Origin of the sequence: Afipia sp. 1NLS2 (genome assembly GCF_000178995.1) — a bacterium.
GTDB lineage: Bacteria > Pseudomonadota > Alphaproteobacteria > Rhizobiales > Xanthobacteraceae > Afipia.
This window is the reverse complement of sequence record NZ_ADVZ01000001.1, coordinates 1,575,339-1,599,884: the sequence shown is the minus strand read 5'-3', so window position 1 is coordinate 1,599,884 and position 24,546 is coordinate 1,575,339. Positions and strand designations below refer to the sequence as shown.

The following is a 24,546-nucleotide window of genomic DNA, read 5'->3' as shown; positions in this document are numbered from 1 at the left end:
CCCCCTGAGAATCCAAGCGCGCCGCTCTGCGACGCTCCGCCTCATATAGGAGGGGCGGTAGGGGCCGCAAGGACCGAAGGGGGTGAAAGCCGTTATTCGGCGGCATTTGTTTTCACCGGTTAACATCCCGGAGAGGCCATTCCGGGAACGGCGCGCCGGGCCTGTCGGCGCATCCTGGAAGCTGCTATCGAACCCCCCATCCATCGATCCGCCTCAATCGCGCGTCAGGGAGCTTAGCGATGATGACCCTTTCCATGACCCTCCGCCGGGCGGTGCTGGCGCTCCCCGCTCTCCTCGTTCTGGCCCTCCCCGCGCGCGCCGCCGAAGCCGTTTTCCCGGCGGGAGTCCGCGTCGGCCTCGTGCCGCTGGAGGGACTTGCGGCCTCGACCCAGTTTTCCGGCTTCATCAGCTCCGACCAGAAGGTGCGGGTCGGCCTGTCGGAAATCCCGGAGGCCGCGTTCACGGCCGTCGAGACCGCGCTGAAGAACAACTCCACGCCGGCGGGCTCACCAAAGCCGCAAGCCTTCTCCACCACCGCGCGGCAGGGTTATCTGCTGACCGAAACCGGCAAGGACGGCGACACCGAGGTGTCGAACTACACGCTGCTGCTGCCGGGCAACAAATTCACCGGCTACGTCATCGTGCAGGTGCGCGGCGACGCAGGCGACGCCTATTCCGAGGCCAATATCCGCAAGATGCTCGCGAGCACGGTGACGCGCGCCGAAATTCCGGTCGAGGAGCAACTGTCCCAGCTCAACTTCAAGCTCGGCGATCTCGCGGGCTTCAAGCATGTGCGCACCATCGCACCGCGCTCGGCGGTGCTGCTCAGCGATGGCGGCGACGATGCCAAGCTCGACAGCTCCGCCTACATTATGGTCGGCATCATGCAGGGTGGACCCACTCAGGTGGAAGATCGCGGCCGCTTTGCGCGCGATCTCGCCGCCAACATCGCGGGCCTGCGCGACGTCAAGATGACCAACAACGAGCCGCTGCGGATCGACGGCAGCCCCGGCTTCGAGACTCGCATCGAAGGCGTCACCGGCAAGGATAACACGCCGGTGCGGGTGGTGCAGTGGCTGCGCTTCGGCTCAGGCTCCGCGACTCTGCGCATTGTCGCCAGCGCCCCGCAGTCCGAGTGGTCGGAGGCGTTCACGCGCTTCCGCACCGTCCGCGACGGCATCAGCGCAAAGTAAGAGTCGGAACGCTTCGATCAGTTGGCGGGTTTGGGCTCGGCCTTCGAGACCCCGACCAGTGCCGGACGAAGCATCCGGTCGCCGATCATGTAGCCGGTCTGGATCACCTGCACGACGGTGCCGGGCGCAACCGAATTATCCGGAACCTCGTACATCGCCTGATGCACGTTCGGATCGAACTTCTCGCCCATCGGATCGAACTTCTTGACGCCGTTCTTCTCGAGCGAACGATGCAGCGAGCGCTCGGTCAACTCGACGCCTTCGATCAGCGCTGTAAGGCCTGCATCCGCCGTGGCACGCGCTTCCGCAGGCACCGCGTCGAGCGCGCGCTGCAGATTGTCGGCGATTTCCAGAATATCGCGCGCGAAACCGGCGATGCCGTATGCGCGCGCGTCCGCGACCTCGCGCTGGGTGCGCTTGCGCAGATTCTCCATCTCCGCCAGCGTGCGGAGCATCTTGTCCTTGGCTTCAGCGGCTTCCTTGACGAGCGCCTCGGAGGGCGTCTCCTCCGGGTCGTCGGGCATGATGTACGGCTTGGAGACGCGCGGTTCGCCGGGCTTGCTGCCCGCGTTCTCCGCCGCTTCAGAAAATTCCTTCCGGCCGTCGTTATCGGTCATCACGCTTCCACTGTCTGATTAAGGGTGTACGGCTGGCATATCGTCGTTTGGCCGCCAAAAATCAAGCGCGGACGCCCGCCCAAAATACCTATTTGCCGAGCATCTGGCTGACGATGCGCGCCGCATAATCCACCATCGGGATGACGCGCGCGTAGTTCAGCCGCGTCGGGCCGATCACGCCGAGCACGCCGACGATGCGGCCGGAACTGTCGCGATAGGGCGCGGTGATGGTCGAGGAGCCCGACAGCGAAAACAGCTTGTTTTCCGAGCCGATGAAAATCCGCACGCCGTCGCCGCGTTCCGCAAGGCCGAGCAGGTCGGCGACGCCCTTCTTGGTCTCCAGGTCGTCGAACAACAGCCGTACCCGCTCCAGATCCTCCATGGCGTGAAGGTCTTCGAGCAGATTGGCATGGCCGCGAACGATCAAACGGCGCTCGTCGTTTGAGCCGCCCGACCATGATGCGACGCCGGCGGAAATGATCTTCTGCGTGAGCTGATCTAGCTCGTTGCGGCTCTGTGCCAATGCCGCTTCCAGATCGGCGCGCGCCTCGCTCAATGTGCGGCCACGGATGCGGGCGTTGAGGAAGTTCGAGGCTTCCACCAGCGCCGAGGACGGCACGCCCGGCGGCAACGCGAGAATACGGTTTTCGATCTGGCCGTCTTCGGCGACCAGCACGACGAGCGCCTGCTCGGGCTCCAGCCGCACGAACTCGATATGTTTGAGCCGCGTGTTCGATTTGCCCGTCAGCACCACGGCGGCGGCGCGCGTGAGGCCCGACAGGCGCGTCATCGCATCGCTCAGCGTGGCTTCGATCGATTGCTGCTTGCCGATGGCGGCCAACTGCGCCTGGATCGATTGCCGCTCGTCCTCCGTGAGGTCTCCGACCTGCATCAGCGCATCGACGAAAAAGCGTAACCCAAGCTCGGTCGGCAGCCGTCCTGCGGACGTATGCGGCGCGTAAATCAGGCCGAGATGTTCGAGGTCCGCCATCACGTTGCGCACGGAAGCAGGCGACAGCGGGACCGAGATCATTCGCGAGATGTTGCGCGAACCGACCGGCTCGCCGGTGGCGAGATAATTCTCGACAATTTGCCGAAAAATATCGCGGGAACGCTCGTTGAGCTGGGACAGCGCCGCGCTCGGGGTAATCAGCGAGTCTTTCGGGTCGTGGTGAGACAACCTTTGCTCCTGTGGAGACATCAATCCAAGAACTTATCAGTTCAAGGCTTAATGTGTTCCCGCCGCGCGCGGCTGACAAGCACCTTGCACCCCCCTTGCACCGCCTGTTCGGCCTTGCCGCGCGCGGCGGGCGCCCCTAAAAGCAGCCCAAGATCGTTCTTAAGATCATTCACAAGATCATTTCCTGCTTTTGGAGAAAAACATGCGTCCCAGCGGCCGCGCGCCCGACGAACTGCGCCCCGTCTCACTCGAGCGCGGCGTGGTAAAATACGCCGAAGGTTCCTGCATGGTGAAATTCGGCGACACCCATGTGCTCGTCACCGCGACGCTGGAGGAGCGGCTGCCGCCATGGCTCAAGGGCCAGGGCCGAGGCTGGGTCACCGCCGAATACGGCATGCTGCCGCGCGCCACCCATGACCGGGTCCGCCGCGAGGCTTCGGCCGGCAAGCAGAGCGGGCGCACCGTGGAAATCCAGCGCCTGATCGGCCGCTCGCTGCGGACCACCGTCGATCTCGTCGCCCTTGGCGAACGCCAGATCACCGTCGACTGCGACGTGATCCAGGCCGATGGCGGCACCCGCACCGCGTCCATCACCGGCGCATGGGTCGCGCTCGCCGACTGCCTGCAATGGATGAAGGCGCGCAACATGCTCAAGAACGACAACGTGCTGCGCGACAATGTCGCCGCGATCTCGTGCGGCATCCACAACGGCACCCCGGTGCTCGACCTTGACTATGCCGAGGATTCGGAAGCCGAGACGGACGCGAATTTCGTCATGACCGGTGACGGCCGCCTCGTCGAGGTACAGGGCACTGCGGAGCGCACGCCGTTCTCGCAGGATGAATTCCTCAAACTGATGGCGCTGGCGCAAAGCGGCGTCGGCCGTCTCGTGGAATTGCAGAAGATCGCGATGGCGTAATGCCCAGTCACCGCCACATCACCGGCCGCCTCGTCATCGCCACCCACAATTCCGGCAAGCTCGCCGAGATGCGCGAACTGCTCGCGCCTTACGGCATCGAGGCCGTATCGGCAGGCGAATTGAATCTGCCGGAGCCGGAAGAAACCGGCACCACGTTTGCCGCCAATGCGCGCATCAAGGCGGAAGCTGCGGCGAACGCAACCGGCCTGCCAGCCTTTGCCGACGATTCCGGCCTGTGCGTCGATGCGCTCGACAGCCAGCCGGGAATCTATTCGGCGCGCTGGGCGGGACCGTCGAAGGATTTCATGGCAGCGATGGCGCAGATCGAGCGGCTGTTGCAGGAGCGCGGCGCGACTGCACCGGCGCAGCGCAAGGCGCATTTCGTCTCCGCGCTGTGCGTGGCGTGGCCTGACGGGCATCTCGAAGAAGTCGAGGAGCGCGTCAACGGCGCGATGGTCTGGCCGCCGCGCGGCGACGCCGGTTTCGGCTACGATCCAGCCTTCCTCCCGGACGGCCATGGGCGTACGTTCGGCGAGATGACGAGCATCGAGAAGCACGGCCTGCCGCCGCTCGGCTTGGGCCTGTCGCATCGCGCGAAGGCCTTCGTGAAGCTTGCGGAGATCTGCCTTGCCCGCTGACGCGCAAAATGCCTTTGGCGTTTATGTGCACTGGCCGTTCTGCCTGTCGAAATGTCCGTATTGCGATTTCAACAGCCACGTCCGCCACACCGCGATCGATGAGGAGCGTTTTGCGCGCGCTTTTGCGCGCGAGATCGCGACCACGGCGGCGCGCACGCCCGGCCGCACGGTAACGTCGATTTTCCTCGGCGGCGGTACGCCGTCGCTGATGAAGCCGCAGACGGTCGGCGCGGTGCTCGATGCCATCGGACAGCACTGGAATGTCGATAAGGGCGTCGAGGTCACGCTTGAAGCCAACCCCACCAGCGTCGAGGCGACGCGCTTTGCGGGTTATCGCGCAGCGGGCGTCAACCGCGTTTCGCTTGGCGTGCAGGCGCTCGACGACGCTTCGCTGAAAGCGCTGGGCCGCATGCACAGTGCCCGCGAGGCGCTCGATGCGGTCGCCATCGCGCGCCGTTCGTTCGACCGCTATTCGTTCGACCTGATCTACGCGCGCCCGGACCAGAGCGCGGACGCATGGACGCGCGAACTTAAAGTGGCGATCTCGGAAGCCGCCGAACATCTGTCGCTGTATCAATTGACCATCGAGGAAGGCACGCCGTTCTTCGGCCTGCACCGCGCGGGCAAATTGAAAACACCTGACGAGGACCTCGCGCGCCAACTCTACGACGTGACGCAGGAGGTCTGCGCCGCGCATGGCCTGCCTTCTTACGAGATTTCCAATCACGCGCGGCCCGGCGCGGAGTGCCGCCACAACCTCGTCTACTGGCGGGGCCAGGAATATGCCGGTATCGGCCCCGGCGCGCATGGGCGGCTCGATATCGGCGGCATCCGTCACGCGACCGCAACCGACAAGCGGCCGGAAGCATGGCTCACGCGCGTGGAGGAAGACGGCCACGGCATCGCGACCGAAGATTTGCTCGACAGCGAACAGCGCGCCGATGAATTTCTGCTGATGGGCCTGCGCCTTGCGGAAGGCATCGATCCGAAGCGCTATGCGGCACTCGCCGGACGCCCGCTCGATCCACACCGCATCGCCGCGCTCAAGGAAGACGGCGCCATCGTGATGGACGAGAGCGGGCGACTGCGCGTGACGCAGGACGGCTTTCCTCTGCTCGATGCCGTGGTCGCCGACCTCGCGGCGTAATCCGAAAAATTACGCCCCGAAACTCTTCGGCGAGGCCGACGCAATCTGTCCACCGCTCGCCGCCACGCGCAGCACGGCGAGACCGCGCTCGTTGGTGCCATTGGGACGAAAGCGAAACAGCCCGTCGATGCCGGTGAATCCCGACACATTCGTGAGCACTTCGGCCGAGAAGCGCGGCCCGCCGCCGGAATTCACGCGCGACAGCGCCGCCACCAGCGCCACCGCATCATAGGCCAGCGTCGCGGTGCGCACCGGGTCCTGCCCGTATTTGCCGCGATAGCGCTTGGCGAAGGCGCGATAGCCGGACGGATCGGGAGCCGCGTAATAGCCGCCCTGCAGATGCTGATCGGCGAATACTTTCGGGTTGTCCCACAGCCCGGTGCCGAGCAGTTGCACGCGCTTGAGATCCGCACCCGCACCGGCAAGTTGCGATGACAGTTGCACCAGCACGTCGCCGTCATCGGCGAGCAGCAGCGCGTCGGCGCCGCCCAGCGCCTGCGCGACGTTGCGTACGGCGGTCTGCACCTGGTTCGGATCGCTCGTGTACTTTTCAAAAGCGATCATGCGCGCGCCCTTGCGCGCCACCGCCTGCTTGAACGCGGCCTCGACGACGTTGCCGTAGGCATTCTCCGGCAACAGCGCCGCGAAGGAGCGCTTGCCGGTGCTGGTGGAATAATCGGTGATGCGGTTGACGTCGGATTCCGGCAGGAAGCTCAACAGATAGACGCCCTGCCCGGCAACGCTGGCGTCGGTGGAAAACGCGATCACCGGAATGTTGCGCGACCGCGCCTGCTGCGCCACGCCCGCGACCGAAAGCCCGAACAGCGGCCCGAGAATGATCTCCGCGCCTTCGCCCAGCGCCTGTTGCGCGGCGGTTTGCGCGCCTTGCGGGGTACCGGCATCGTCCTTGATGAGAAGCTGGATGTCGGGATTCTGGAATTCCGCCAGTGCCATCTCGGCGGCATTCTTCATCGAATTGCCGGCGATGCCGGCATTGCCCGCGCCCGACAAAGGCAGAATCAGCCCGACCTTGACCTGCCCCTTGCCGACGGCAATCGCTTCCTGCTGCGGGCCCGAAGGGCCCGGCGGCGGCTGATCGGTGCCTGTCAGCCCGGACATGCCCGCGCATCCGGCGAGCAGCGGCGCACCGAGGATCAGCCCGACAGCGCTGCGGCGGGTGGTCAGGAGGCTGGATTTTGAAGGATGGGTCGGGACCGTCATCAATTCTCTTTCAGACCGGCTCCTTGATCGGCCCGGACACCATGACGGACCGATCTGGAGCCAAATTCAGACTTCTTGGCGACCACCATACGGGAAAACGAAGAATTTGTGACCCCTGCGAATTTCCAAGCCTTTGGAATTCTAAGCTTTGGATTCTGAAGCTTTTGAAATTCTGAAGTCTGGATCGTTCATTCCTTGCGCGTGCAGCAAGACGATTCCGCGCGGACAGGCTACACTGACCTCATGTCTCGCCCGTCCCCCCGCCCGGATACCGACACCACCGCAGTTTCGCGACAGATTCTGGTGGCGGGGCACGCCATCATCGTTCCGAAAGCGCCACCGGGACTGTATCTCGCCGCCACGCCGATCGGCAATCTCGGCGACATCACGCTGCGCGCGCTGGAGACACTGGCGGGCAGCGACGTGATCTGCTGCGAGGATACCCGCGTCACCCGCAAGCTCCTGGACCGCTACGGCATCACCGTGCCGCTGTCGCCCTATCACGAACACAACGCGGCTGCGATGCGGCCGAAGATTCTCGCGCGCCTCGCGCAAGGGGGGTCGGTCACGCTGGTGTCGGATGCTGGCACGCCGCTGATTTCCGATCCCGGCTTCAAGCTGGTGCGTGAGGCCTGCGCCGTGGGCTTCGCGGTTCGCGCGCTGCCGGGCCCTTCCTCGATTCTCGCAGCGCTGTCGGTCGCGGCATTGCCGACCGACCGTTTCTTCTTCGAGGGCTTCCTGCCCGCCAAGGAAGGCGCGCGCCGCAACCGCATCACCGAGTTGGCGCGGATCGGCGTCACGCTGGTGCTGTTCGAATCCGGCGCGCGGGTGCAGGACTCTTTGCGCGATCTCGCCGACATTCTTGGGGCCCGCGATATCGCGATCTGCCGCGAGATGACCAAGCTGCACGAGGATATCCGTCGCTTCTCGCTTGCAGATGTCGACGCGCAGGCTGCCCAACTGGAAACGCGCGGCGAATTCGTGCTGGTGATCGGCCCGCCCTCGGAAGACACCGGACGCATGAGCGAGGATCAGCTCGACGCGCTTTTGCGCGAGCAGCTTGCACATGGCAGCGTCAAGGATGCGGTTGCCGCCGCGGTCGAACTGTCGGGCCATCCGCGCCGCGAGGTTTATGCGCGCGCGCTGGCCCTGGCTCACAAGGATGAGCCCGAATGAGCGCGCCGCCCGACAATCCTACAGCCGAGCGCGTCACCGCATTTCAGACCGGCCTGTCCGCCGAGCGGCGCGCTTGTCTCTATCTCAGTGCAAAAGGCTACCGCGTCCTGGCGCGGCGCTACCGCACGCCGCATGGCGAGATCGACGTGGTGGCAAAGCGGCGCGCAACGCTGGCGTTCGTCGAGGTGAAGGCGCGCAACACGCTCGACGATGCCGCCTATAGCGTCACGCCGCGCCAGCAGCAGCGCATCGCCGCCGCAGCCTCGCTCTGGCTCGCCGCGCATCCCGACCATGCAAATCTGGACTGCCGTTTCGACGTGATATTGATTGCACCGAGGCGGCTTCCGCGCCATCTGGAAGCAGCGTTCGAGACTTCCACTTTCTGATTATCGATTCATCCCACAGCCGGACCGACCATGACCTTGAAAGTTGCCGTTCAGATGGACCCGATCGCGCGCATCAACGTGCGCGGCGATTCGACCTTCGCGATGTTGCTGGAAGCGCAGAAGCGCGGGCACGAATTATTCTATTACACGCCCGAGCGTCTCTCGCTGTCAGGCAAGGATGTGGTGGCCTTCGTGCAACCGCTTCAGGTGCGCGACGAACCCGGCAATCATTTCACGCTCGGCGAAGCCAAACACACCAACATGCAATCCTTCGACGTGGTGCTGTTGCGACAGGATCCGCCGTTCGATCTCGCCTACGTCACCACCACGCATCTGCTCGAGCGCATCCACCCCAAGACGTTGGTGGTGAACGATCCCACGAGCGTGCGCGATGCGCCGGAAAAAATCTTCGTGATGGAATTTTCCGACCTGATGACGCCGACGCTGATTTCGCGCGACAAGGAGGAGATCGAGCTGTTCCGCAAGGAGCATGGCGACGTGGTGTTCAAGCCGCTCTACGGCCACGGCGGTGCGGCCGTGTTCAGGATCGCCGCGCAGGACATGAATTTCGGTTCGCTCTACGACCTGTTCTCGGTGACCTTCCGCGAGCCGTGGGTGGTGCAGAAATTCCTGCCCGGCGTGAAGGCGGGCGACAAGCGCATCATCCTCGTGGACGGCGAATTCGCGGGCGCGGTCAACCGCGTCCCCGCGCCGGATGACCTACGCTCGAACATGGTGCGCGGCGGTGCCGCCAAGGCGACGGATCTCACCCCCCGCGAGCGGGAGATCTGCGAACGGGTTGGCCCCAGCCTGAAGGAAAAAGGCCTTCTGTTTGTGGGCCTTGACGTGATCGACGGCCATCTCACCGAGATCAACGTCACCTCGCCCACCGGTATCCGCGCCATCGCCAATCTCGGCGGGCCGGACGTCGCCGCCCATATCTGGAACGCCATCGAGGCCCGGCGACGATAGGTTTTTTCGATCCCCCCTTTAAGGAATTACTGATAATCATCTGCCAGATTGTTGCCCGCCTTTACCTTGGGTTTATTGCTGGTAAGCGGCGTCGTCTTCAATTGCAGATTGTTGATTTATGTCCCTCGAGGTTTTCAGCGGCACATCGATTCCGCGCGAGCTCACGACGGCCGCGATGGAATTCCTGTGGGCCAAATGGAAAACCCTGCAAGCCACCGGCGACCTGACATTGCAGCGTCTCACCGAGGAATCGAGTTATCCGCTGCGTGAGAACCTCGTTTACCTGATGACCGCGGGCGACGACTTCGTCTACACCTATGTCGGCGAAGCCGTGCAAAAGGCGATCGGCCGCGACCGCGCCGGGGTCTTGTTGTCGGCCAGCGGCAATCCGATGAGCCGCGAATATGCACAGGTCTATCGCAAGGTCGCCGACAGCCTGATCCCCGCCTGCCTGCGCTACACGCTGCCGACCTCGCAGAACGGTAAGATCTGGCAGCGCCTGGTGCTACCCGTGCCGGTCGGCGATGCCGCCGTCTGCATCGTGGTCTATTCGGAACTGATCGATCATCACCGGGAAGTCTACGACCAGTTGTTCAAGACCGCGCCGGACGCCATGGTGGTGGCCTGCCCGATTGCCAACGATGTCGGCCACACCAAGGATGGCTGGGTCATCATGATGAATGATCGCGCTCGCGAGATGCTGAACTTCACCGGCAGCATCGGCAATCTGCGCCTCTCCCAGGTGCCGCAATTCGCCAGGATCGACGTCTGGGGCCGGCTCTATGGCCCCAAAGCTGCCAGTGAGGCGATCCCGATTCCCGCCGCCGATTTCGATATCGAGCTGATGCGCTTTCCGCACGTCTTTGGGCTGAAACTGCGGCCCAAGCTGCCGAACCTCGCGGCAGGGAATGTGACTCTGGCGCCTGCCCTGACCTGAGCCTTTCAGGTCACACAATCCACATTTGTTCTTTTAATGTTCTTGCACTGATCTGCCAAAAGGGTAGAGTTCCACCAGCTACTTCCGGCGAGGTGGGCTCCTGATGGTTCAGCACGTCTCCACCATGGCGTTTGAGGGCATCGAGGCGCGCGCCGTCGATGTGCAGGTTCAGGTCGCGCCGGGGCTGCCCGCTTTCTCCATCGTCGGGCTGCCGGACAAGGCCGTCTCCGAAGCCCGCGAGCGGGTCCGCGCGGCGCTGATCGCCTCGGGGCTTGCGCTGCCCGCGCGCCGCATCACCGTCAATCTCGCCCCCGCCGACCTGCCGAAGGAAGGCAGCCATTACGACCTCCCCATCGCGCTCGGCCTGATGGCGGCCATTGGCGCGATCCCGCCCGACGCGCTGGCGGATTTCACCGTGCTCGGCGAACTCGGCCTCGACGGCTCGATCGCGCCGGTGGCGGGCGTGCTGCCCGCCGCGATCGGTGCCAATGCGCGCGACCATGGCCTGATCTGCCCTGCGGCCTGCGGCGCGGAAGCCGCGTGGGCGAGCCCCGAGCTTGAGATCATCGCCGCAGGCTCGCTGATCCAGATCGCCAACCACTTCAAGGGCACGCAGGTGCTGTCGCGGCCCCAACCCAGAATCGCCGAACAGGCGAGCGAGACGCTCGACCTGCGCGACATCAAGGGCCAGGAAAGCGCGAAGCGTGCACTCGAAATCGCCGCCGCGGGCGGGCATCATCTCCTTATATGAAGTCCAATTAAATTAAGTAAAGTATTGTTATCTCATCGTTAATTGACAGATTTGCTCGACTAGAGTATATATGCTTCATGTTCCCTTGACCCGACGTTTGTCAGGTAGCCGGGCGCAGCCGAGAGCTGCAACTCCCCCAAGTGGTGAAGAAAGTTCAACCCGCGAAAAGGCACCTCCCGTGTCACCGAACACGCTTGCCTGCTCGCCTTCACTACAGGGATTTAAATGCAATCCAATATTATTGACTTCACGGCCTTCCGAACTCCTCGACCTCCCCGCCCTGTTGCGACCTTTCCAAAAGCACGTCAGGCGGAGAACGGCACGAAGTTCTATCTTCGCTTAGATGAGGATGATCCTACATACGACCATCACTCGGTGCGTGGGCTCTTTTCTATCGGTGGTGCCGTAGAAATCGGAGTATCCGCACCCGCAGAATACTGTGAGAAATATCTGGAGGACCTCTGCAGGACAGTATCGACCTGCGCAGGCAATCCAGGTTGGCTTGTAGATTTTGCGGCTGTCATTGAGGGGTCTGAAGAAGGCGGCTGGTTCGTTTCGATCATCTGGCGGATCCCCGATTGGGTTACTGATGATCGGCTTCTTGCGGCTATCTCGACGTTACAGCCGGAACACAACGTAGCTCTTTGCTGCCTTGAAACCTGCTCTCCCACTGAGGTTAGGCATTTGCTCGGCAGGCTCGGCCTGATTCGGTTCTAAAAACTAAAGGGAGCTTTCGAGCTCCCTTTTTTATTCTTGATTGCTCGCTTCGCGAGGACCTTCGGTCGGGCGTTGTGTATTTTTTACCACTGACCGAACTGATCGCGAAGCTCTTCCAGATAAATCTCTCGGTTGCGTAGTTTCTTATTGAATAGCTTTCGCGAACTCTGGCTGACGATCACGACTTGGCTCTTCGGACCCCATACTTTGATCAACCGTCTTCCCGTGTGCTGCGTGAAGATGATCGTGATGTCGTATTTTCCGGCTCTCTTCCGTGTTTTCAGAGCACGTCGTAAATCTTCGACTTCCGCTAGCGTCTCCGGAGCATTCGACTTAAACCATTCAACGATATCGTTATCACCATAAACGTATCGCTGTCGCTGTGAGTAATATCGTTGTGGTTGAACCCGTCTTGGCTTCGGCTTCTTGACGATAACCTCTTCGACGATCTCACCTGTAAATACATTCCGATGACGTATTACCGTTTCCTTGGGTTGCTTTGATGCAGACATCGACTTGTCTCCCCCTACAAGTCTTTCCGTATGCACTTCAGCATCTCGATCACACGCAAGCGAAACGAATCACCCTCAATATATAAACTCGCTCGACCAAATTCTCCGACAATCCAATCGCCATTGATACTCACGATCTGATATCGACCGCCAATAAGATTATAACCATCGATTTTATGACACGCCAAAAGCAAAGCAATCAACGTATCGATCTCTTTCTTGCTAGTCGGCTTGAGTTCATCCAACCACCTACTGAATGAACTCATACGTTCTTCAACCACATCATTTAAAACCAAAGTATCCAACTCGCTCATACGATCACCTTTCATAACCCCAACACCGCCATTGATGCTGGTCTATTACTTAGCTGCGGCTGGAACGGTCTGATGATATCGCTGCCATGAATCGTATCCATCACACAGGCAGAAATGACTCTGCGTTGGTGATCGATACGTGGTGATCAGATTTTATTGGATGGTGTTGATGTCGTTGGAAGTGGTTTAAACGTGGCTTGATCTTTGATTTTATAATTTTGACAATACTCAGGATAAAGCTCGGAACATGTTTTCATGGAGCTTCGATTGGATCGGTCAACCAGGATTCATATACGGAAAAATCTTCAACAGAATGAACGACGGGTCTATGTCGCTTATTTAGCGTCGTTGAAGCAGGCCTCGACCACCACACAGTCAGACCAAGAAATAAATTCGCGTTTGGATCGGATTTTCCCTAAATAATCCATCCAGCCCTCATCAGCGTCGAGCTGGATGTCTTCCTGTCGTCCAGACCAAGGGCATTTATCCCATGCCTCCATGACCAATTTGCGGAATTTCACATCCGCCATAGTCGGCGGTTTCTCCATCGCGAGATGCGCGTGCCAGACACGGTCTTCTCCGTTCTCAAGAACAACGACACGGCGAACCCGCTTCCCATAACGCCGAGCGGCATTCCCGTATACGAGTCGGTCCAGAGCCACGCCGAAGCCGAGTAATTGTTGGCGGCAGATGTCTTCCGTCAATACCGTCATCGATCCGTGGTCTGATCGGAGCTGAAGCTTGAAGTTGAGCGAGACGGCCACGATCGAATGCCATCCCGAGACATCCATGATCGATGAGGTCAGGAAAGCATCTGCCAGTTGCCGAGCAGTCGGAGGTGGAACGGGAGGTCTTGGGGGCTTCTTGGCCATCGGCTTTTTTACCATCCCATATTTAGGATCATCGTGTCCGATTAGTCGTTGTCCATGAATTTAATTTCGGGGATGGCCGTCCCATGGGGAGGGTAGAATGTCCCAAATACACGATGAATGGCCGACATTCCGAGGGCGACGATTGACGGCCAAGGAGCGTGAGTTCGGGTTGGTTATTACGCCAATCTCTCCTAAAAGCGTGCCAAGACCTGGACGGTTGATCTCGTCCAATCAGTTATGGATGGGACGCTGCGGCAGGTTGTTCTTTGAGCTGCGCTATGGTGGCTATCCGCTCGAAACCGTAGGCAACCGGTCCACACTGACTGCCCAAGGCGTGAGAGAATTAAACGCTCAAGCTTTGCGTATCCATGACTCCATAATGGAAATTGCCGAACAGCAGGAACGCGAGCGGCTCGCAGCGAAAGATGCAGCATTCCGGGTCATCATCGAGAAACGAAAGATCGAGCTTCCAACTTCAGGTCGATCGAAAAATAAAGCTGCTTAAATCTTTGAAATGAACGCGAAGATACGCATCGGCGATCCATCGCAGGCTATCTCTGGGTGAGCCAATCTCGGTCGCGGTTTCTAAGCTGTAATTCTCATAGTCGATAAGAAGCCGTGCAGCGATCGTGTCTGGATCGGGAGGCAGAGTCCAAATCTGCTGCTCGATAGCGTCCATTGCCAGCTTGATCGCATCCCATGAAAGTCCGGTTTCTGCTGTTCGGGCGGGTGTTGAATTGAGATCACTTCGACCCTCGATGGCGAGACGCTCTCGCAGCAGCGGAATTCGTTGCATCCACAATTCCTCAAGTGGGGAGCGGGCGCTTGTTTTATCGGAGCAGGCAGATGCCGTGCCAGCGAGCGAAAGTTGCAACAACAATCGTCGGGTGAGATCGATCATGGGAATCCTCATCGGTGGGATTCCCGCCTCTGCAACCTAACCGCGTGTGTCAGCGGGTGATTTTCGAGCCGTTGTCTTGGGTCTAGTTTTGAGTGACGCGGGCTCCGTCAATTCAACCGGAGCAAATGCCATGTCTGCACTTTCACTTGTCTCTGTTCAGAAGCCGACGACCAGCAATCCGATTTTGCAGCGCCGTAACAGGCTTGCCGCCAGCATCGATCAGCAGATCAACAAGATCGGACTCTTCCGAGAGGGAAAGCGGATTTCCCGCGAGCAGTTCTGGGTCGATGGGAATGGCACGATCTATTTCCAGCTTCGGTACGGCAAACAGCCGCTGGAGATGAAGAAGGGTATGTCCACGCTCAAGGCAGCGACGTTTGACGATCTGGTCGCGCAGCTGGACGAAGTGAAAGCCGTGGCAGTCGCCGGAGGTCTGGATGAAGCCCTGACCGCATGTGCGAACGCTGTACGAGCAAACTTCAAGGCTGCCAAGGATAAAAAGGCCGGGCGATAAGAGTCACTTGCGCTTGGGGGAGGGCTTGATCTTCTTCAGAAGGTCGGCCCCTTCCACCCCGAGAACGTCGGCTATTTTGCCCATTATCTCGAGGCCGACGTACGTTTTACCGGTCTCAAGGTCGCTCAGATACGACCGGTTAATCTCGGCCAGATGGGCCAATTCCTCCTGAGAGATGCCCCTCTCGGCTCTCAGCTTAACCACATTGGCTGCAAAGGTACGGCGCAAATCCATGCGCCAAGAAAAATCTGTTGTCGGTTATAGCGACACCGGTTTAAACCGACAAATGTATGTCGTCTTAAACCGTCATTATATTTTATCTTTGGGGGTTCCATGCGCATTGCTGCTGCCGTCGCCGTACTACTGTTTGGTTCCTCTATATCCGCGACTGAAGCCCAGCAGATTTCCGAGCCTGTGGCTGTCGCCAACTTTGCCTGGCACCAGCTATCTCCGACGACGTTCCGATGCGTCAGCGCGCAATTGGCTCAGAACGGCTTGAGTATCCGCTACCTGGTCGATCAAGCAATATTGCCCTCAGATTCTCGCGTTAAGCCTCTCATATCGCGATGTGCAGAAAACACCGTAGAGAACGGTCAAGGTCCCGCGAGGCACCGGCGATCTGAGATGGGAAACTATTTCCCAGACAACTCTGCCAACGCCCCTAACGTCGCAACGCCTGTACCCACCCAGCCAGCCGTACCGCCATCGCTGGCTTCGCCGGGTAGCGCTGCCTCTCAGCCATCCGCCGATGAATTCCGGGCCGAGAGACCAGCCCGGATTCAGCAAAAGCAAGAACGGCAACGCCAAGCGCAGGCCGCTGACTATCAGCCTCGAAACGCCAACACTGCGACTTCAACCATACTAGCGAACTCAACGCTCACTATTTGGATGTCAATCTTGATTGCCGGTTTGGTGGCGATTGCCTTCTGGATATTCAGGCTAAACAAGCAAGTCGCCCTACAGGTTACTGACGGAGCGAATGTCACTTTGAAAGATGCAGCGCTCAAATCTCTTCATGGCGCTGCACCAAGAAATGCCGCCGACTGGTCAGGCATTGTGATGCTATTCGCATTCCTCGCCTCTGCACCATTGGCAATTTCAGCTATTGCAACGCCGAACACGCTGGTTCGTGCTATCGGCATCCTCATCATCCCAGCTTCGTTTACTGGATGGATTGTAGCGACGGTTCGCGGCTTGCGTGCCGTCGATCTTTACTTCTGGCGATTGTCGTCAACGTACATTGCCCTATCGCTCTGTGCGGGAGCACTCCTGATTTACATGCTCGGAGGGCTCTTCGCTCTCAGCGCTGTTAACTCACATAACGACGCGGCAGCGAACGCCGGTACCTCTGCTACGTTTGCCGCTATGGCGCTGATCTATCTCATTGCTGCCGTGTGGTGTGCTTGGTTAAATTGGAAAAAGACCAGCAACATCTCACTTACTTGCAGTGTGACAGTGCTTCAGCTCTTCACTGGCAGCGCGATCATTGCCGTTATTGGGTATTTGCTCTTTGGTCGAAACGGAGAGGACGACCGAAGCCGATAGCTACCGCGATGGAATATATCCTTCAGCTGATGCTCGCGTTTGCCGCGATATCTGCTGGATGGTGTGTGGCGGGCTATATCAAGGATCAGTTTCTTCAATGAAGCTTCCTACCTCTCTCCATCAGAGCAGGGTGCGGGACGGCCACCGGCAGCAACACATGCCGAATGCGCTGGCCGTGGATATCGATAGTGTCGCCGTCGATGATCGAGGTTCAGTCCTGCGAGCGAAATATTCGGAGGATTACTCCGTGGTCAGAATGTGAATAAAACGGCAGCGTACCATGAGTACTGATTCACAGTCTGTGTATTCTGAATTCCCTTTGCGGCGTAGCCGAGCAGATGGATGTTCTCATTCAGATCGTATTTTGTTCCGATCCCTAGGCTGGTGGTCGAGGCGGTGCCTACCCGATCAGCGGTTTGATGAAACAGTTCGACGCCTAGCTGTAACTTGGGCAAGACCTGTTGAGTCAAGGTAGCACCATAAATGCAGAAATCATGGGAGCGCCCGGCGGCGCTGAACTGACACCCACCGCCTCCAAACGCCGACCACTTGCCCCAGTCCTTCTGTACCCAAATTGGAAGTAGAAAGGAGGCCTGCTTGTCGCCAACCTGTTGGGACCCGCTGGGTAGAAAGACTCGTGGGAACACAGCGACGTCAAGGCTGAATGTATCCTGATGCAGAAAGCGGTATTTGGCGGCAATCTCTATATTGCTGAGTCCGAAAGCGGTCGTCCCATTCGAAGGAAAGTCAAATCCGACCGGAAGCGTTGCAGTGATCTGTAGATTGGGTGCCGCGCCGTAATTGAAATCGATGCCGCTTGCTCCCGAGAGATCACCTTTGGAACTGGTACCTTTATTGAAAGCGTAAATTTCGTAGTGACCATAGTCGGTCGGTTCCGGATCGTCCGACTGATAGGGTGGACCAGCGATCGCCGGGAGCGATCGCATAATGGCTAGGCTCACCACCAAAGTAGCGAGGCCAATCCGACGCCAAATGGTTCCTCCCAAAACTTCGCTCACGACGTCCCCGCGGTTTAGCCGTTGTGGGAGCTTGACCGTGATTATGTTGGATGTCGCCCCGCCCGCTGTGGCAGCAGAGCTATGGAGGCGACGATGAATGCGGCAAGGGCTGCCGATGCTGTGTATCGACTCAACGCCAAGCCGCCGTGCGCCAATGGCTTGTCCAGAAAATCGCCGACGGTGGCTCCGAGCGGTCTAGTCAATATGAATGCAGCCCAGAAAAGGAGCACGTGTGAAACGTTCGTCCAATAATACAGGGCTGCGACGATCAAGAGCGCGGCCCCAAAAACCAGCGCACCTCCGTCATAGCCAAGCCCACCCATATCGGCGAGCCAGTCGCCGAGGGCCGTGCCGAGAGTCTGCGAGAACGTGATCGTGATCCAATAGAATATCTCGACCTTGGGAGCCGTGACGGTGTGAACGTCGATGCTTCCCATGGCAAAATACCAGACCGCCAGGGACGCCATAACACAAAGGAAGAGGATCGATGCTCCGCCCGTGTATCCGATTCCCAACGAACGGTCGAAGAAATCCGCCAAGGCCGTGCCCACGGTCGTCGACGCCACGATGGCAAGCCAGTAGATCCAAGGATTAAATTTCTTCGCGAAGATCTGAGCCGCAACCGCCGCGACAAACACGGCAAGGAAAATCCCGGTACCGATTAAGTATCCGCCGTTGTGCGCGTTGGTGTCGGCATGGAAGACGCTCATAGTAACTGCGTCGCCGCCAGTTTCTCCAAGAGTCGTCGCAAGAATCTTGATAATCCAAAACCCTAACGTTACCGCAGGGACTTTAACATACGAATTCTTGATGGCTTCTGGTTGCATGTGGCTATGCTTTCCTAAAGAGCGACAAGAACAAGCCATCATATGACTTGCAGGGATCTTGCGCTGCTTTGGTCCAGAAAACTTAGAAAGGAGTTAGGCACGAAGCGCGATGGAAATTCTCTCGAACCAAATTTGATGATTCTAAAACGGCCATATTAAGTTCCGGCCATGTTGACCGCTGGCACAAAAAAGACTCTTCAAGCCAAGTTTGCAACGTTCACTGCTGATTTGATCTCAATGGGAATCTCGACGGTTACGATTAAGCCGCCTCGCCCGGCTTTGTTTAATAGCGTTACGGTCCCACCTAGTTGGTCCACAATGCGTCGAACGATCGAAAGGCCGAGGCCGCTTCCATCGCCTTCCTTAGACCCGCCCCTCACAAAGGGAGCAAATACTGACTCAAGTTCATCGTCGACAATGCCTGGGCCTGTATCCTCTACTGAAATCACTGCGAGATCATTCTTCCGGCGTAACCGAATATCGATCTTTCCGCCTTTCGGCGTATACTTGATTGCGTTATCAATAATATTCCTGAGCAAAACTTCGATCGTGATTTTCTCTGCGCAAACTTGAATTGGTTCACCTTGCTCTAGCCCAAGGTCAATCTCTTTCCGATTTGAAGATTCGATAAGGTTGATGACGGCAGTCTTTGCGATCTCTCCGATTTCTATTTTTTGATTTAAGGAGGCGCCGTTTTCCTGCCTTGCCATGGCAAGAAGCTGCTCAAGCAGATGCTTGGTTCTGATGGCACCAGACTTCAATGCTTCTACGCGAGAGCGTGCATCTTCAGGAAGCGCAGTAGCGTCTAGATTTTCTGCCTGAATACTAAGTGCGGTGATGGGGGTACGAAGCTCATGAGCGGCGTCTGCAATTATTTTCTGCTGCTTATCCAAAAGCTCTCGGACGCGCTCAAATAGCCGATTTAATGAAATGAGAAACGGCTGCAATTCGCTTGGAGCATGCACGAGAGGCAGGGGATTCAATTCGTTTGCATTGCGCGCATCAACCTGATGCGAGAGTTGTACAAGCGGTTTGAATGATTGCGCCACCACAATAGCTATAAGAATGGTCATAACCGGTATCAGGGCCAACATGGGCCCGATAACCCTCAATGCCATACCAGAACCAATTTCCTCCCGAACCGATGTTTGCTGCAGCACTGCAAAACGTGGTCCAGATGATCGTTCAGACAGAAACGCGCGATAAAAGACCCCTTCAATGGTTGTATCTTGCAAGCCTGAAGATAGCGACCAAAGAGAACGAAATTGCGTGGAGTTCGCGTCCTTCCCTTCCTGAACGAGGACAGTGTGCGTATCAGCGTCTACCCCGTTCAATTCAGTTACCGTTGTAACGTCCTGATCGTGAGACCGCGCCACCGAAGCAATCTGTAACAGAACCGAGTCTTGCATCTCGATTGCTTCATCGTAGGCCCAATTATAGACCAGATACCCAGCCAGGCCCCCGGTAAGAATAACTGCTCCCACGATTCCGATGAACAGGTTTTGTCGTAGCGATCTTGTCATCACTGCCGATCAACCATCCAACCGATGCCTCGAACGTTGCGAATTATCGAGGCATCAAATTTACGACGAACAGAATGAATGAAGAATTCGATGGCGTTGCTCTCCACCTCTTCGTTCCACCCATAGATCTCTTTTTCGAGATCACTCCGAGATACGATTACACCAGGCCTAACCAGCAGCGCATAAAGCAGAGAAAATTCCCGCGATGTTAATGAAGCTGTTTTACCATTATATGTCGCTTCGTGCGTAGCAGGATCGAGGTGTAGCGTGCCGTTACTAAGCTGACTGGTGGCACCACTTCCCTCTCGACGGAGCACCGCACGCATCCTTGCGAGAAGTTCCCGCATCTCGAATGGTTTGGTCATGTAGTCGTCAGCGCCCAGATCTAAGCCTTGTATCCTGCTCTCGACATTGTCCTGGGCGGTCACGACGATTACTGGAAGCGCGATCTGACGGCTGCGAAGATCGCGAAGAAATTGTCGGCCATCTATCACGGGCAATCCAAGATCAAGCAAAGCAATAGCATAGCGCTCTGATCTGACCGCCAGCAACGCGGTCTCAACATCTCGAACCCAGTCTACAGCGTAAGCGACATCTTGCAGAGCCTGCTTTATGGCTTCGCCGATCATTTTGTCATCTTCGATTAGAAGAGTTCGCATCACGTTATTCCACTGCGAGAACAGTGACGGTCCGTTAGTAGACTTAGAAATCACTTAGTGATTGCAAAGGCTGCCAAAATCCTAAGGGCCGTCTAAGTCCCATCGATCAGAACCCAGGAGGCAAGCTACCGAGGTTAGAACGATGGACAAACAAAACACATTACAAGTTCTGCTTAACAAGGTGCCTGAGGTCACTCTCTCCTTTTGGATCATTAAAGTTCTTTCAACGACCGTTGGCGAGACAGCAGCGGACTATTTTGCCGTTCACGTCGGGCTGGGTACGATACGAACCGCGACCCTCATGATGGCGATTCTAACGATCGTCTTTGCCGGCCAGCTCATCTCCCGGCGTTATGTTCCCGTACTTTATTGGACCACCGTCGTACTGGTCAGTATTGTTGGCACTCAAATCACCGATCTCCTGACCGACAATCTTGGGGTGAGTTTGTATGCCAGTACGGCGACGTTCTTGATCCTGTTAGCTGCCGCTTTCAGCATTTGGTATCGATCCGAGCGAACACTTTCAATTCACACCATTAATACGCGCCGGCGTGAGACGTTCTATTGGGGTGCCATACTTCTCACATTTGCGCTCGGCACTGCGGCCGGCGATCTTTGTACTGAAGCACTCGGGCTTGGCTTTAGATTGGGCGTGATCGTATTCGCCGCCCTCATCATAGCAATCTATGCGGTCTATGTAATCGGGCTTAATCCAGTGCTCTGCTTTTGGGTTGCTTACATCCTGACCAGACCGCTTGGCGCCTCTCTGGGCGACCTGCTTTCTCAGTCTACGGAATATGGCGGGCTCGGATTTGGCGCGTCAGCAACCAGCCTCGTGTTCTTCTCAATCATAGTCGCCGCCGTCGCGTGGTTGAGTCTGGCTGATCGTGACACCGCATCCACCCGTCAAATCTCCCGATAATTCTGCGACACGAGAAGGGAAATGGAAATGAGATATGTCCTTTTTGCAGCCTTCCTAATTGTATTATTCTTGGGGGTCGGACTTCCGATTATTTTTTCAGGTCAATCTGCGCATGCCATTGAAGCCAAATCAGCGACGGCGACATTGGGTGACCTCTCAAAATTCAAAGCCATCGTTTTCGATACAGCGTCATTAGTAGACAAAGGCGATCTGAATGCCGCCAAAGCGCGAATCAAGGATCTTGAATTGCAATGGGATGAGGCTGAAGCAGGCCTCAAACCTCGCGCACCAGCTGAGTGGCATGCCGTCGATAAGGCGATCGATAGGGCACTGACCGCCCTGCGAGAGACGTCGCCAAACCAAGTCAAATGCAAGAAAACGCTGTCAGACCTCATGTCGGTCATGAACTGATGGCCACAGCTTAATTAAAAGCAATCGAAGCAGTCGGTCGGCCATTGCCTGCTTGACTACTTCCAATACCAACAAGAGTTACGGACCGATGCCGCTAAGGCGAATTGGAGAGAGGAATCATCAATACCGTGACTCTTTTGGTGCTCCCCTTAAGCCCCCATAGGGACGACCCAACCATAAAGCTTTGTGTTTTGGCGTTCTGATAGCGAGCATGCTCGTCGTTTAACCGCGCAACACAGGATGCATCATCACTAAAGCAGAGGACCGCTAAGCCACCAGTTGAAAGAGATTTTCTATTTTCGGTCGGTATTATGTCGTGCTCGTAGATCGGATGTTCTTTGCCGTAAAATGCCATGCCAAAAGCCAAGCCGTCGTCGCCAGTTACATAAGCTAATCGCCCCATGTTGTTTTGCTGCCAAATGGCAGACACGCGATCTGCTGCGCGATGATAAAACTGACGTCCGCGAGGTAAGGGATGGTAGTTCCTATACAATGCATGGATAGGAGCCATCGCAAGCGCGAAGAGCGCAAGACAGCTAAAATTTCGAATGAACCGGATGTACTCGCGGGGTGCCACATTTCCCTTATACGAGCAGACGACCACCACCACCGGCATAAAGAGGGCTTGAAGATGCCAGGCCGCCGGCAAGTCAGACCCAATAAGGCATACGATGAGTGGAGGAAGCAATATTCCTGTGAGGAAGATAATAGCGATGAGAAGGAGACCTGATTCCAATGAACGCAAATCAGTCCAAAATGCTGTTCTTCCCGGTCTGATAAGTTGCCACGCAATGGCTGGCAGAACGAGATACCCAAGATTAGTCAACCAAAACAGGACTGCGTTCCAGAGAGATACATTGAGACCCCTGCCAGTGTGTTCAGTGAGCGCATATTGAAACGGGCTGAAGCCTGTTCGCACGAGCCACAAGATGTGCGGAGCAATCGTAAGGCATCCAATCAAAACTGCGAGCCAGGGACGGTAGGACAGCAGGTACCGCCGTCGTTCTGGATGCAACAGGGACGCGACGATAAATCCCACAATTAAGAAGATGGAGTAATATTTGCCGAGCATTGCGAGTGTCGACAAAGCTCCTGTCGCGATCGACCAGATTGGATTGCTTCGTTCTTCAAACGATCGGAGGAAACAGTAAGTTGCCGCAGGCCACGTTGCCAGGAGGACAGCGTTTGCATTGAATTTCTCAGCGTGAAAATCATAGACCGGGGTCAGGAGTAGCAAGATTAGAACTATTAGCCGGCGATTATTAGGTGCAAATCGCCGGACAATCTGATCCACAAAAAAGAGACCAACAGTCGAATTGGCCATAGCAAGCCAACGAAACGACCAAGTCGTTTGAGGAAAGACCGTGCTCCAAATGTGAGCAATCCATCCCATCAAAGGAGGATGCTTCCAAAAGCCCCAATTAAATGACCTGCCTACGTTCCACGTCTCGAGAACGTCAAAATGCAAATCGGAATTTGCGTATGCGACGCAGAAAAACACAGAGGCAAAGATCAAATACGCGCATAGGAATGGCAGCAAGTAGATGATCGTATTCGCTCGATCAAGCCAGGCGACCAGTATCGCACTACACCAATTTGGAAGGGAATTTTGCTTGGTGTAAAATAGCCGGAGTGTGTCTGTAATTTGGCTTTGTTTTTCGACATTGAACACAGTTGGCGCGCCCGTATAAGTTAGCCTTGTCACGAGCAGCGACTAACCAGCGCACGTTCCTGCGCACTGTGAAAACGATGGCTTATTCGTGCTTTGGACTAATGTCGAAACTCAACTCGATGCGCGATTACGGTGCTATTCTTAGTACAGGCTTAGAGACTGAGCATGTCTTGGCGGACGGCGTGCCGCGCAGCTTCAATCAAGCCGGCCGAACAAGGCCATGTCATTTGGCGCAACAACACCCCTGATGTCATCAGTAGCGCTCGCTATGCCTATAGCAAACTCGAATATCGTAACGACCCCGGGCATCACTTAATTGCAAATGAAGCGCCAGGCTTGCTCGCACAAAAAAGTAGTTTGAGAGTTGTGGTGGCAGATTCGGATTCAGCATCACTCGTCATTTGTGACAAGCCATGGGCTGTCAAATTAATCTCTGCTGATAGAGACGCTCATTCCGCTTAGATCGAAATCAAACTGAAGCCCTAGTTGCTTGCCTTCTAAGGTCAATATTACTCCTTTTGCGTTGCGCATTTGGATAGCCCGCATCCCTCTAATGACTGCCACGCCTGCGCCGAGCGCCGTATAAATTCCTTCGATGTCGGACGGCTTCTGCATGTTTCGTGCAGTTCCTACCAAATCCGTCGCGGAGCCGCCAAACGTCAATCCGGCGCTAATACCGCTAATGTGGAAGGGGTAGATCTTCTCATGAAACTCCAAAATCCCAGCACCTGTTTGCGCCCCAACGAACCAGCCCGCCTTGAAGAATTTAAAGCGGACGGCCCCTGTCTCGGCGCAAGCGGGAGAGGATAGTAATGTAGGTATCAGAACGAGAAGCCCTAGCATTGCGCTAGAACACGCCATGGTGAGAGCCTGAACGATGGCTTGGCCAAGATCGGCCACTCTCGCAGATACCTTATCGCTACCTACCATTATGCTCTCGTTCCTTGCCAAACCTAAGCAGTCGAAACTTAGAGTAGAATGAGGAAGCAAGGCGGCAATAC

28 protein-coding genes and 1 pseudogene are annotated in these 24,546 nt (G+C 57.3%); 15 read left to right on the top strand and 14 right to left on the bottom strand.

Going from position 1 to position 24,546, the window contains the following annotated elements; translation table 11 throughout:
• Positions 1 to 239 precede the first annotated feature (239 nt).
• Positions 240 to 1,193, top strand: coding sequence for a hypothetical protein (locus AFIDRAFT_RS07925; RefSeq protein WP_009338672.1), 954 nt, complete (start codon positions 240 to 242; stop codon positions 1,191 to 1,193).
• Positions 1,194 to 1,210: 17 nt separating this feature from the next.
• Here the strand turns inward: AFIDRAFT_RS07925 and grpE are convergent, their stop codons facing one another.
• Positions 1,211 to 1,810, bottom strand: a complete 600-nt coding sequence (grpE, locus tag AFIDRAFT_RS07920) for a nucleotide exchange factor GrpE (RefSeq protein WP_009338671.1) — start codon at positions 1,808 to 1,810, stop codon at positions 1,211 to 1,213.
• Positions 1,811 to 1,898: 88 nt separating this feature from the next.
• Positions 1,899 to 2,990: a heat-inducible transcriptional repressor HrcA gene (gene hrcA / locus AFIDRAFT_RS07915; RefSeq protein WP_009338670.1), complete on the bottom strand. Its 1,092-nt coding sequence runs from the start codon at positions 2,988 to 2,990 to the stop codon at positions 1,899 to 1,901.
• Between the two features lie 202 nt (positions 2,991 to 3,192).
• Between hrcA and rph the strand changes: the two genes are divergently transcribed.
• From rph to hemW, 3 genes are read left to right on the top strand one after another with little or no spacing between them, the layout of a single operon-like run.
• Entirely contained in the window at positions 3,193 to 3,909 is a 717-nt protein-coding gene (gene rph / locus AFIDRAFT_RS07910) for a ribonuclease PH (RefSeq protein ID WP_009338669.1), read from the top strand.
• Complete coding sequence (rdgB, locus tag AFIDRAFT_RS07905) at positions 3,909 to 4,547, top strand: RdgB/HAM1 family non-canonical purine NTP pyrophosphatase (protein WP_009338668.1); 639 nt, start codon at positions 3,909 to 3,911, stop codon at positions 4,545 to 4,547. The genes rph and rdgB overlap by 1 nt, the downstream gene beginning before the upstream one ends.
• Positions 4,537 to 5,694 (top strand): radical SAM family heme chaperone HemW, encoded by a 1,158-nt coding sequence (gene hemW, locus AFIDRAFT_RS07900; protein ID WP_009338667.1) that lies wholly within the window; start codon positions 4,537 to 4,539, stop codon positions 5,692 to 5,694. The genes rdgB and hemW overlap by 11 nt, the downstream gene beginning before the upstream one ends.
• A 9-nt stretch (positions 5,695 to 5,703) precedes the next feature.
• Here hemW and AFIDRAFT_RS07895 read toward each other — a convergent pair whose 3' ends face one another.
• Positions 5,704 to 6,915 carry a penicillin-binding protein activator gene (locus AFIDRAFT_RS07895; protein ID WP_009338666.1) on the bottom strand — a complete coding sequence of 404 codons (1,212 nt, stop codon included), beginning with the start codon at positions 6,913 to 6,915 and terminating at the stop codon, positions 5,704 to 5,706.
• A 243-nt stretch (positions 6,916 to 7,158) separates the two neighbouring features.
• On the opposite strand from AFIDRAFT_RS07895, the gene rsmI reads away from it, so the two are divergent.
• From rsmI to AFIDRAFT_RS19995, 6 genes and pseudogenes are all read left to right on the top strand, one after another.
• Entirely contained in the window at positions 7,159 to 8,091 is a 933-nt protein-coding gene (gene rsmI, locus AFIDRAFT_RS07890) for a 16S rRNA (cytidine(1402)-2'-O)-methyltransferase (RefSeq protein WP_040297908.1), read from the top strand.
• A complete protein-coding gene (locus tag AFIDRAFT_RS07885) occupies positions 8,088 to 8,477 on the top strand; it encodes a YraN family protein (RefSeq protein ID WP_009338664.1) in 390 nt (129 codons plus the stop codon). The genes rsmI and AFIDRAFT_RS07885 overlap by 4 nt, the downstream gene beginning before the upstream one ends.
• A gap of 30 nt (positions 8,478 to 8,507) precedes the next feature.
• The gene (gene gshB, locus AFIDRAFT_RS07880; RefSeq protein ID WP_009338663.1) at positions 8,508 to 9,449 is read left to right on the top strand and encodes a glutathione synthase; all 942 of its coding nucleotides are present in this window, start codon (positions 8,508 to 8,510) and stop codon (positions 9,447 to 9,449) included.
• A 118-nt stretch (positions 9,450 to 9,567) separates the two neighbouring features.
• Entirely contained in the window at positions 9,568 to 10,386 is an 819-nt protein-coding gene (locus AFIDRAFT_RS07875; protein WP_009338662.1) for a hypothetical protein, read from the top strand.
• A gap of 103 nt (positions 10,387 to 10,489) precedes the next feature.
• Positions 10,490 to 11,134, top strand: a pseudogene (locus AFIDRAFT_RS07870) (magnesium chelatase domain-containing protein); the annotation flags it as partial.
• A 228-nt stretch (positions 11,135 to 11,362) separates the two neighbouring features.
• Positions 11,363 to 11,854, top strand: a complete 492-nt coding sequence (locus AFIDRAFT_RS19995; RefSeq protein WP_040297906.1) for a hypothetical protein — start codon at positions 11,363 to 11,365, stop codon at positions 11,852 to 11,854.
• 83 nt (positions 11,855 to 11,937) lie between these two features.
• On the opposite strand, the gene AFIDRAFT_RS07860 is transcribed toward AFIDRAFT_RS19995, so the two are convergent.
• From AFIDRAFT_RS07860 to AFIDRAFT_RS07850, 3 genes are all read right to left on the bottom strand, one after another.
• Positions 11,938 to 12,366 carry a hypothetical protein gene (locus AFIDRAFT_RS07860; protein ID WP_009338660.1) on the bottom strand — a complete coding sequence of 143 codons (429 nt, stop codon included), beginning with the start codon at positions 12,364 to 12,366 and terminating at the stop codon, positions 11,938 to 11,940.
• A gap of 14 nt (positions 12,367 to 12,380) precedes the next feature.
• Positions 12,381 to 12,680: a hypothetical protein gene (locus AFIDRAFT_RS07855; RefSeq protein WP_009338659.1), complete on the bottom strand. Its 300-nt coding sequence runs from the start codon at positions 12,678 to 12,680 to the stop codon at positions 12,381 to 12,383.
• Between the two features lie 335 nt (positions 12,681 to 13,015).
• Positions 13,016 to 13,552, bottom strand: coding sequence for a hypothetical protein (locus tag AFIDRAFT_RS07850; protein ID WP_009338658.1), 537 nt, complete (start codon positions 13,550 to 13,552; stop codon positions 13,016 to 13,018).
• Between the two features lie 97 nt (positions 13,553 to 13,649).
• Between AFIDRAFT_RS07850 and AFIDRAFT_RS19750 the strand changes: the two genes are divergently transcribed.
• A complete protein-coding gene (locus tag AFIDRAFT_RS19750; protein WP_156786857.1) occupies positions 13,650 to 14,057 on the top strand; it encodes a hypothetical protein in 408 nt (135 codons plus the stop codon).
• Here AFIDRAFT_RS19750 and AFIDRAFT_RS07845 read toward each other — a convergent pair.
• On the bottom strand, positions 14,028 to 14,453 hold the full coding sequence (locus tag AFIDRAFT_RS07845; RefSeq protein ID WP_009338657.1) for a hypothetical protein: 426 nt from the start codon (positions 14,451 to 14,453) through the stop codon (positions 14,028 to 14,030). The two genes, AFIDRAFT_RS19750 and AFIDRAFT_RS07845, sit on opposite strands and share 30 nt — an antisense overlap.
• A gap of 88 nt (positions 14,454 to 14,541) precedes the next feature.
• Between AFIDRAFT_RS07845 and AFIDRAFT_RS07840 the strand changes: the two genes are divergently transcribed.
• Positions 14,542 to 14,967: a hypothetical protein gene (locus AFIDRAFT_RS07840; RefSeq protein ID WP_245258135.1), complete on the top strand. Its 426-nt coding sequence runs from the start codon at positions 14,542 to 14,544 to the stop codon at positions 14,965 to 14,967.
• A 3-nt stretch (positions 14,968 to 14,970) separates the two neighbouring features.
• Here the strand turns inward: AFIDRAFT_RS07840 and AFIDRAFT_RS07835 are convergent, their stop codons facing one another.
• Positions 14,971 to 15,201, bottom strand: a complete 231-nt coding sequence (locus AFIDRAFT_RS07835) for a helix-turn-helix domain-containing protein (RefSeq protein ID WP_009338655.1) — start codon at positions 15,199 to 15,201, stop codon at positions 14,971 to 14,973.
• A gap of 390 nt (positions 15,202 to 15,591) precedes the next feature.
• Here AFIDRAFT_RS07835 and AFIDRAFT_RS07830 point away from each other — a divergent pair, with 390 nt between their 5' ends.
• The gene (locus AFIDRAFT_RS07830; RefSeq protein WP_245258134.1) at positions 15,592 to 16,512 is read left to right on the top strand and encodes a hypothetical protein; all 921 of its coding nucleotides are present in this window, start codon (positions 15,592 to 15,594) and stop codon (positions 16,510 to 16,512) included.
• Between the two features lie 251 nt (positions 16,513 to 16,763).
• On the opposite strand, the gene AFIDRAFT_RS07825 is transcribed toward AFIDRAFT_RS07830, so the two are convergent.
• The 4 genes from AFIDRAFT_RS07825 to AFIDRAFT_RS07810 all read right to left on the bottom strand — a co-directional run bounded on the left by AFIDRAFT_RS07825 (position 16,764) and on the right by AFIDRAFT_RS07810 (position 20,540).
• Complete coding sequence (locus AFIDRAFT_RS07825; RefSeq protein ID WP_245258133.1) at positions 16,764 to 17,531, bottom strand: transporter; 768 nt, start codon at positions 17,529 to 17,531, stop codon at positions 16,764 to 16,766.
• Positions 17,532 to 17,572: 41 nt separating this feature from the next.
• The gene (locus AFIDRAFT_RS07820) at positions 17,573 to 18,358 is read right to left on the bottom strand and encodes a COG4705 family protein (RefSeq protein WP_009338652.1); all 786 of its coding nucleotides are present in this window, start codon (positions 18,356 to 18,358) and stop codon (positions 17,573 to 17,575) included.
• Between the two features lie 197 nt (positions 18,359 to 18,555).
• Positions 18,556 to 19,881: an ATP-binding protein gene (locus tag AFIDRAFT_RS07815; RefSeq protein WP_009338651.1), complete on the bottom strand. Its 1,326-nt coding sequence runs from the start codon at positions 19,879 to 19,881 to the stop codon at positions 18,556 to 18,558.
• Positions 19,881 to 20,540 carry a response regulator transcription factor gene (locus AFIDRAFT_RS07810; RefSeq protein ID WP_009338650.1) on the bottom strand — a complete coding sequence of 220 codons (660 nt, stop codon included), beginning with the start codon at positions 20,538 to 20,540 and terminating at the stop codon, positions 19,881 to 19,883. The genes AFIDRAFT_RS07815 and AFIDRAFT_RS07810 overlap by 1 nt, the downstream gene beginning before the upstream one ends.
• Before the next feature lie 142 nt (positions 20,541 to 20,682).
• Between AFIDRAFT_RS07810 and AFIDRAFT_RS07805 the strand changes: the two genes are divergently transcribed.
• Together AFIDRAFT_RS07805 and AFIDRAFT_RS07800 are read left to right on the top strand one after the other, a co-directional pair.
• The gene (locus AFIDRAFT_RS07805; RefSeq protein ID WP_009338649.1) at positions 20,683 to 21,462 is read left to right on the top strand and encodes a COG4705 family protein; all 780 of its coding nucleotides are present in this window, start codon (positions 20,683 to 20,685) and stop codon (positions 21,460 to 21,462) included.
• Positions 21,463 to 21,483: 21 nt separating this feature from the next.
• Positions 21,484 to 21,873 (top strand): hypothetical protein, encoded by a 390-nt coding sequence (locus AFIDRAFT_RS07800; RefSeq protein ID WP_050789581.1) that lies wholly within the window; start codon positions 21,484 to 21,486, stop codon positions 21,871 to 21,873.
• Positions 21,874 to 21,967: 94 nt separating this feature from the next.
• On the opposite strand, the gene AFIDRAFT_RS07795 is transcribed toward AFIDRAFT_RS07800, so the two are convergent.
• Positions 21,968 to 23,374: a glycosyltransferase family 39 protein gene (locus AFIDRAFT_RS07795; RefSeq protein WP_283804990.1), complete on the bottom strand. Its 1,407-nt coding sequence runs from the start codon at positions 23,372 to 23,374 to the stop codon at positions 21,968 to 21,970.
• 597 nt (positions 23,375 to 23,971) lie between these two features.
• Complete coding sequence (locus tag AFIDRAFT_RS07790; protein ID WP_009338646.1) at positions 23,972 to 24,475, bottom strand: hypothetical protein; 504 nt, start codon at positions 24,473 to 24,475, stop codon at positions 23,972 to 23,974.
• Between the last annotated feature and the right edge of the window lie 71 nt (positions 24,476 to 24,546).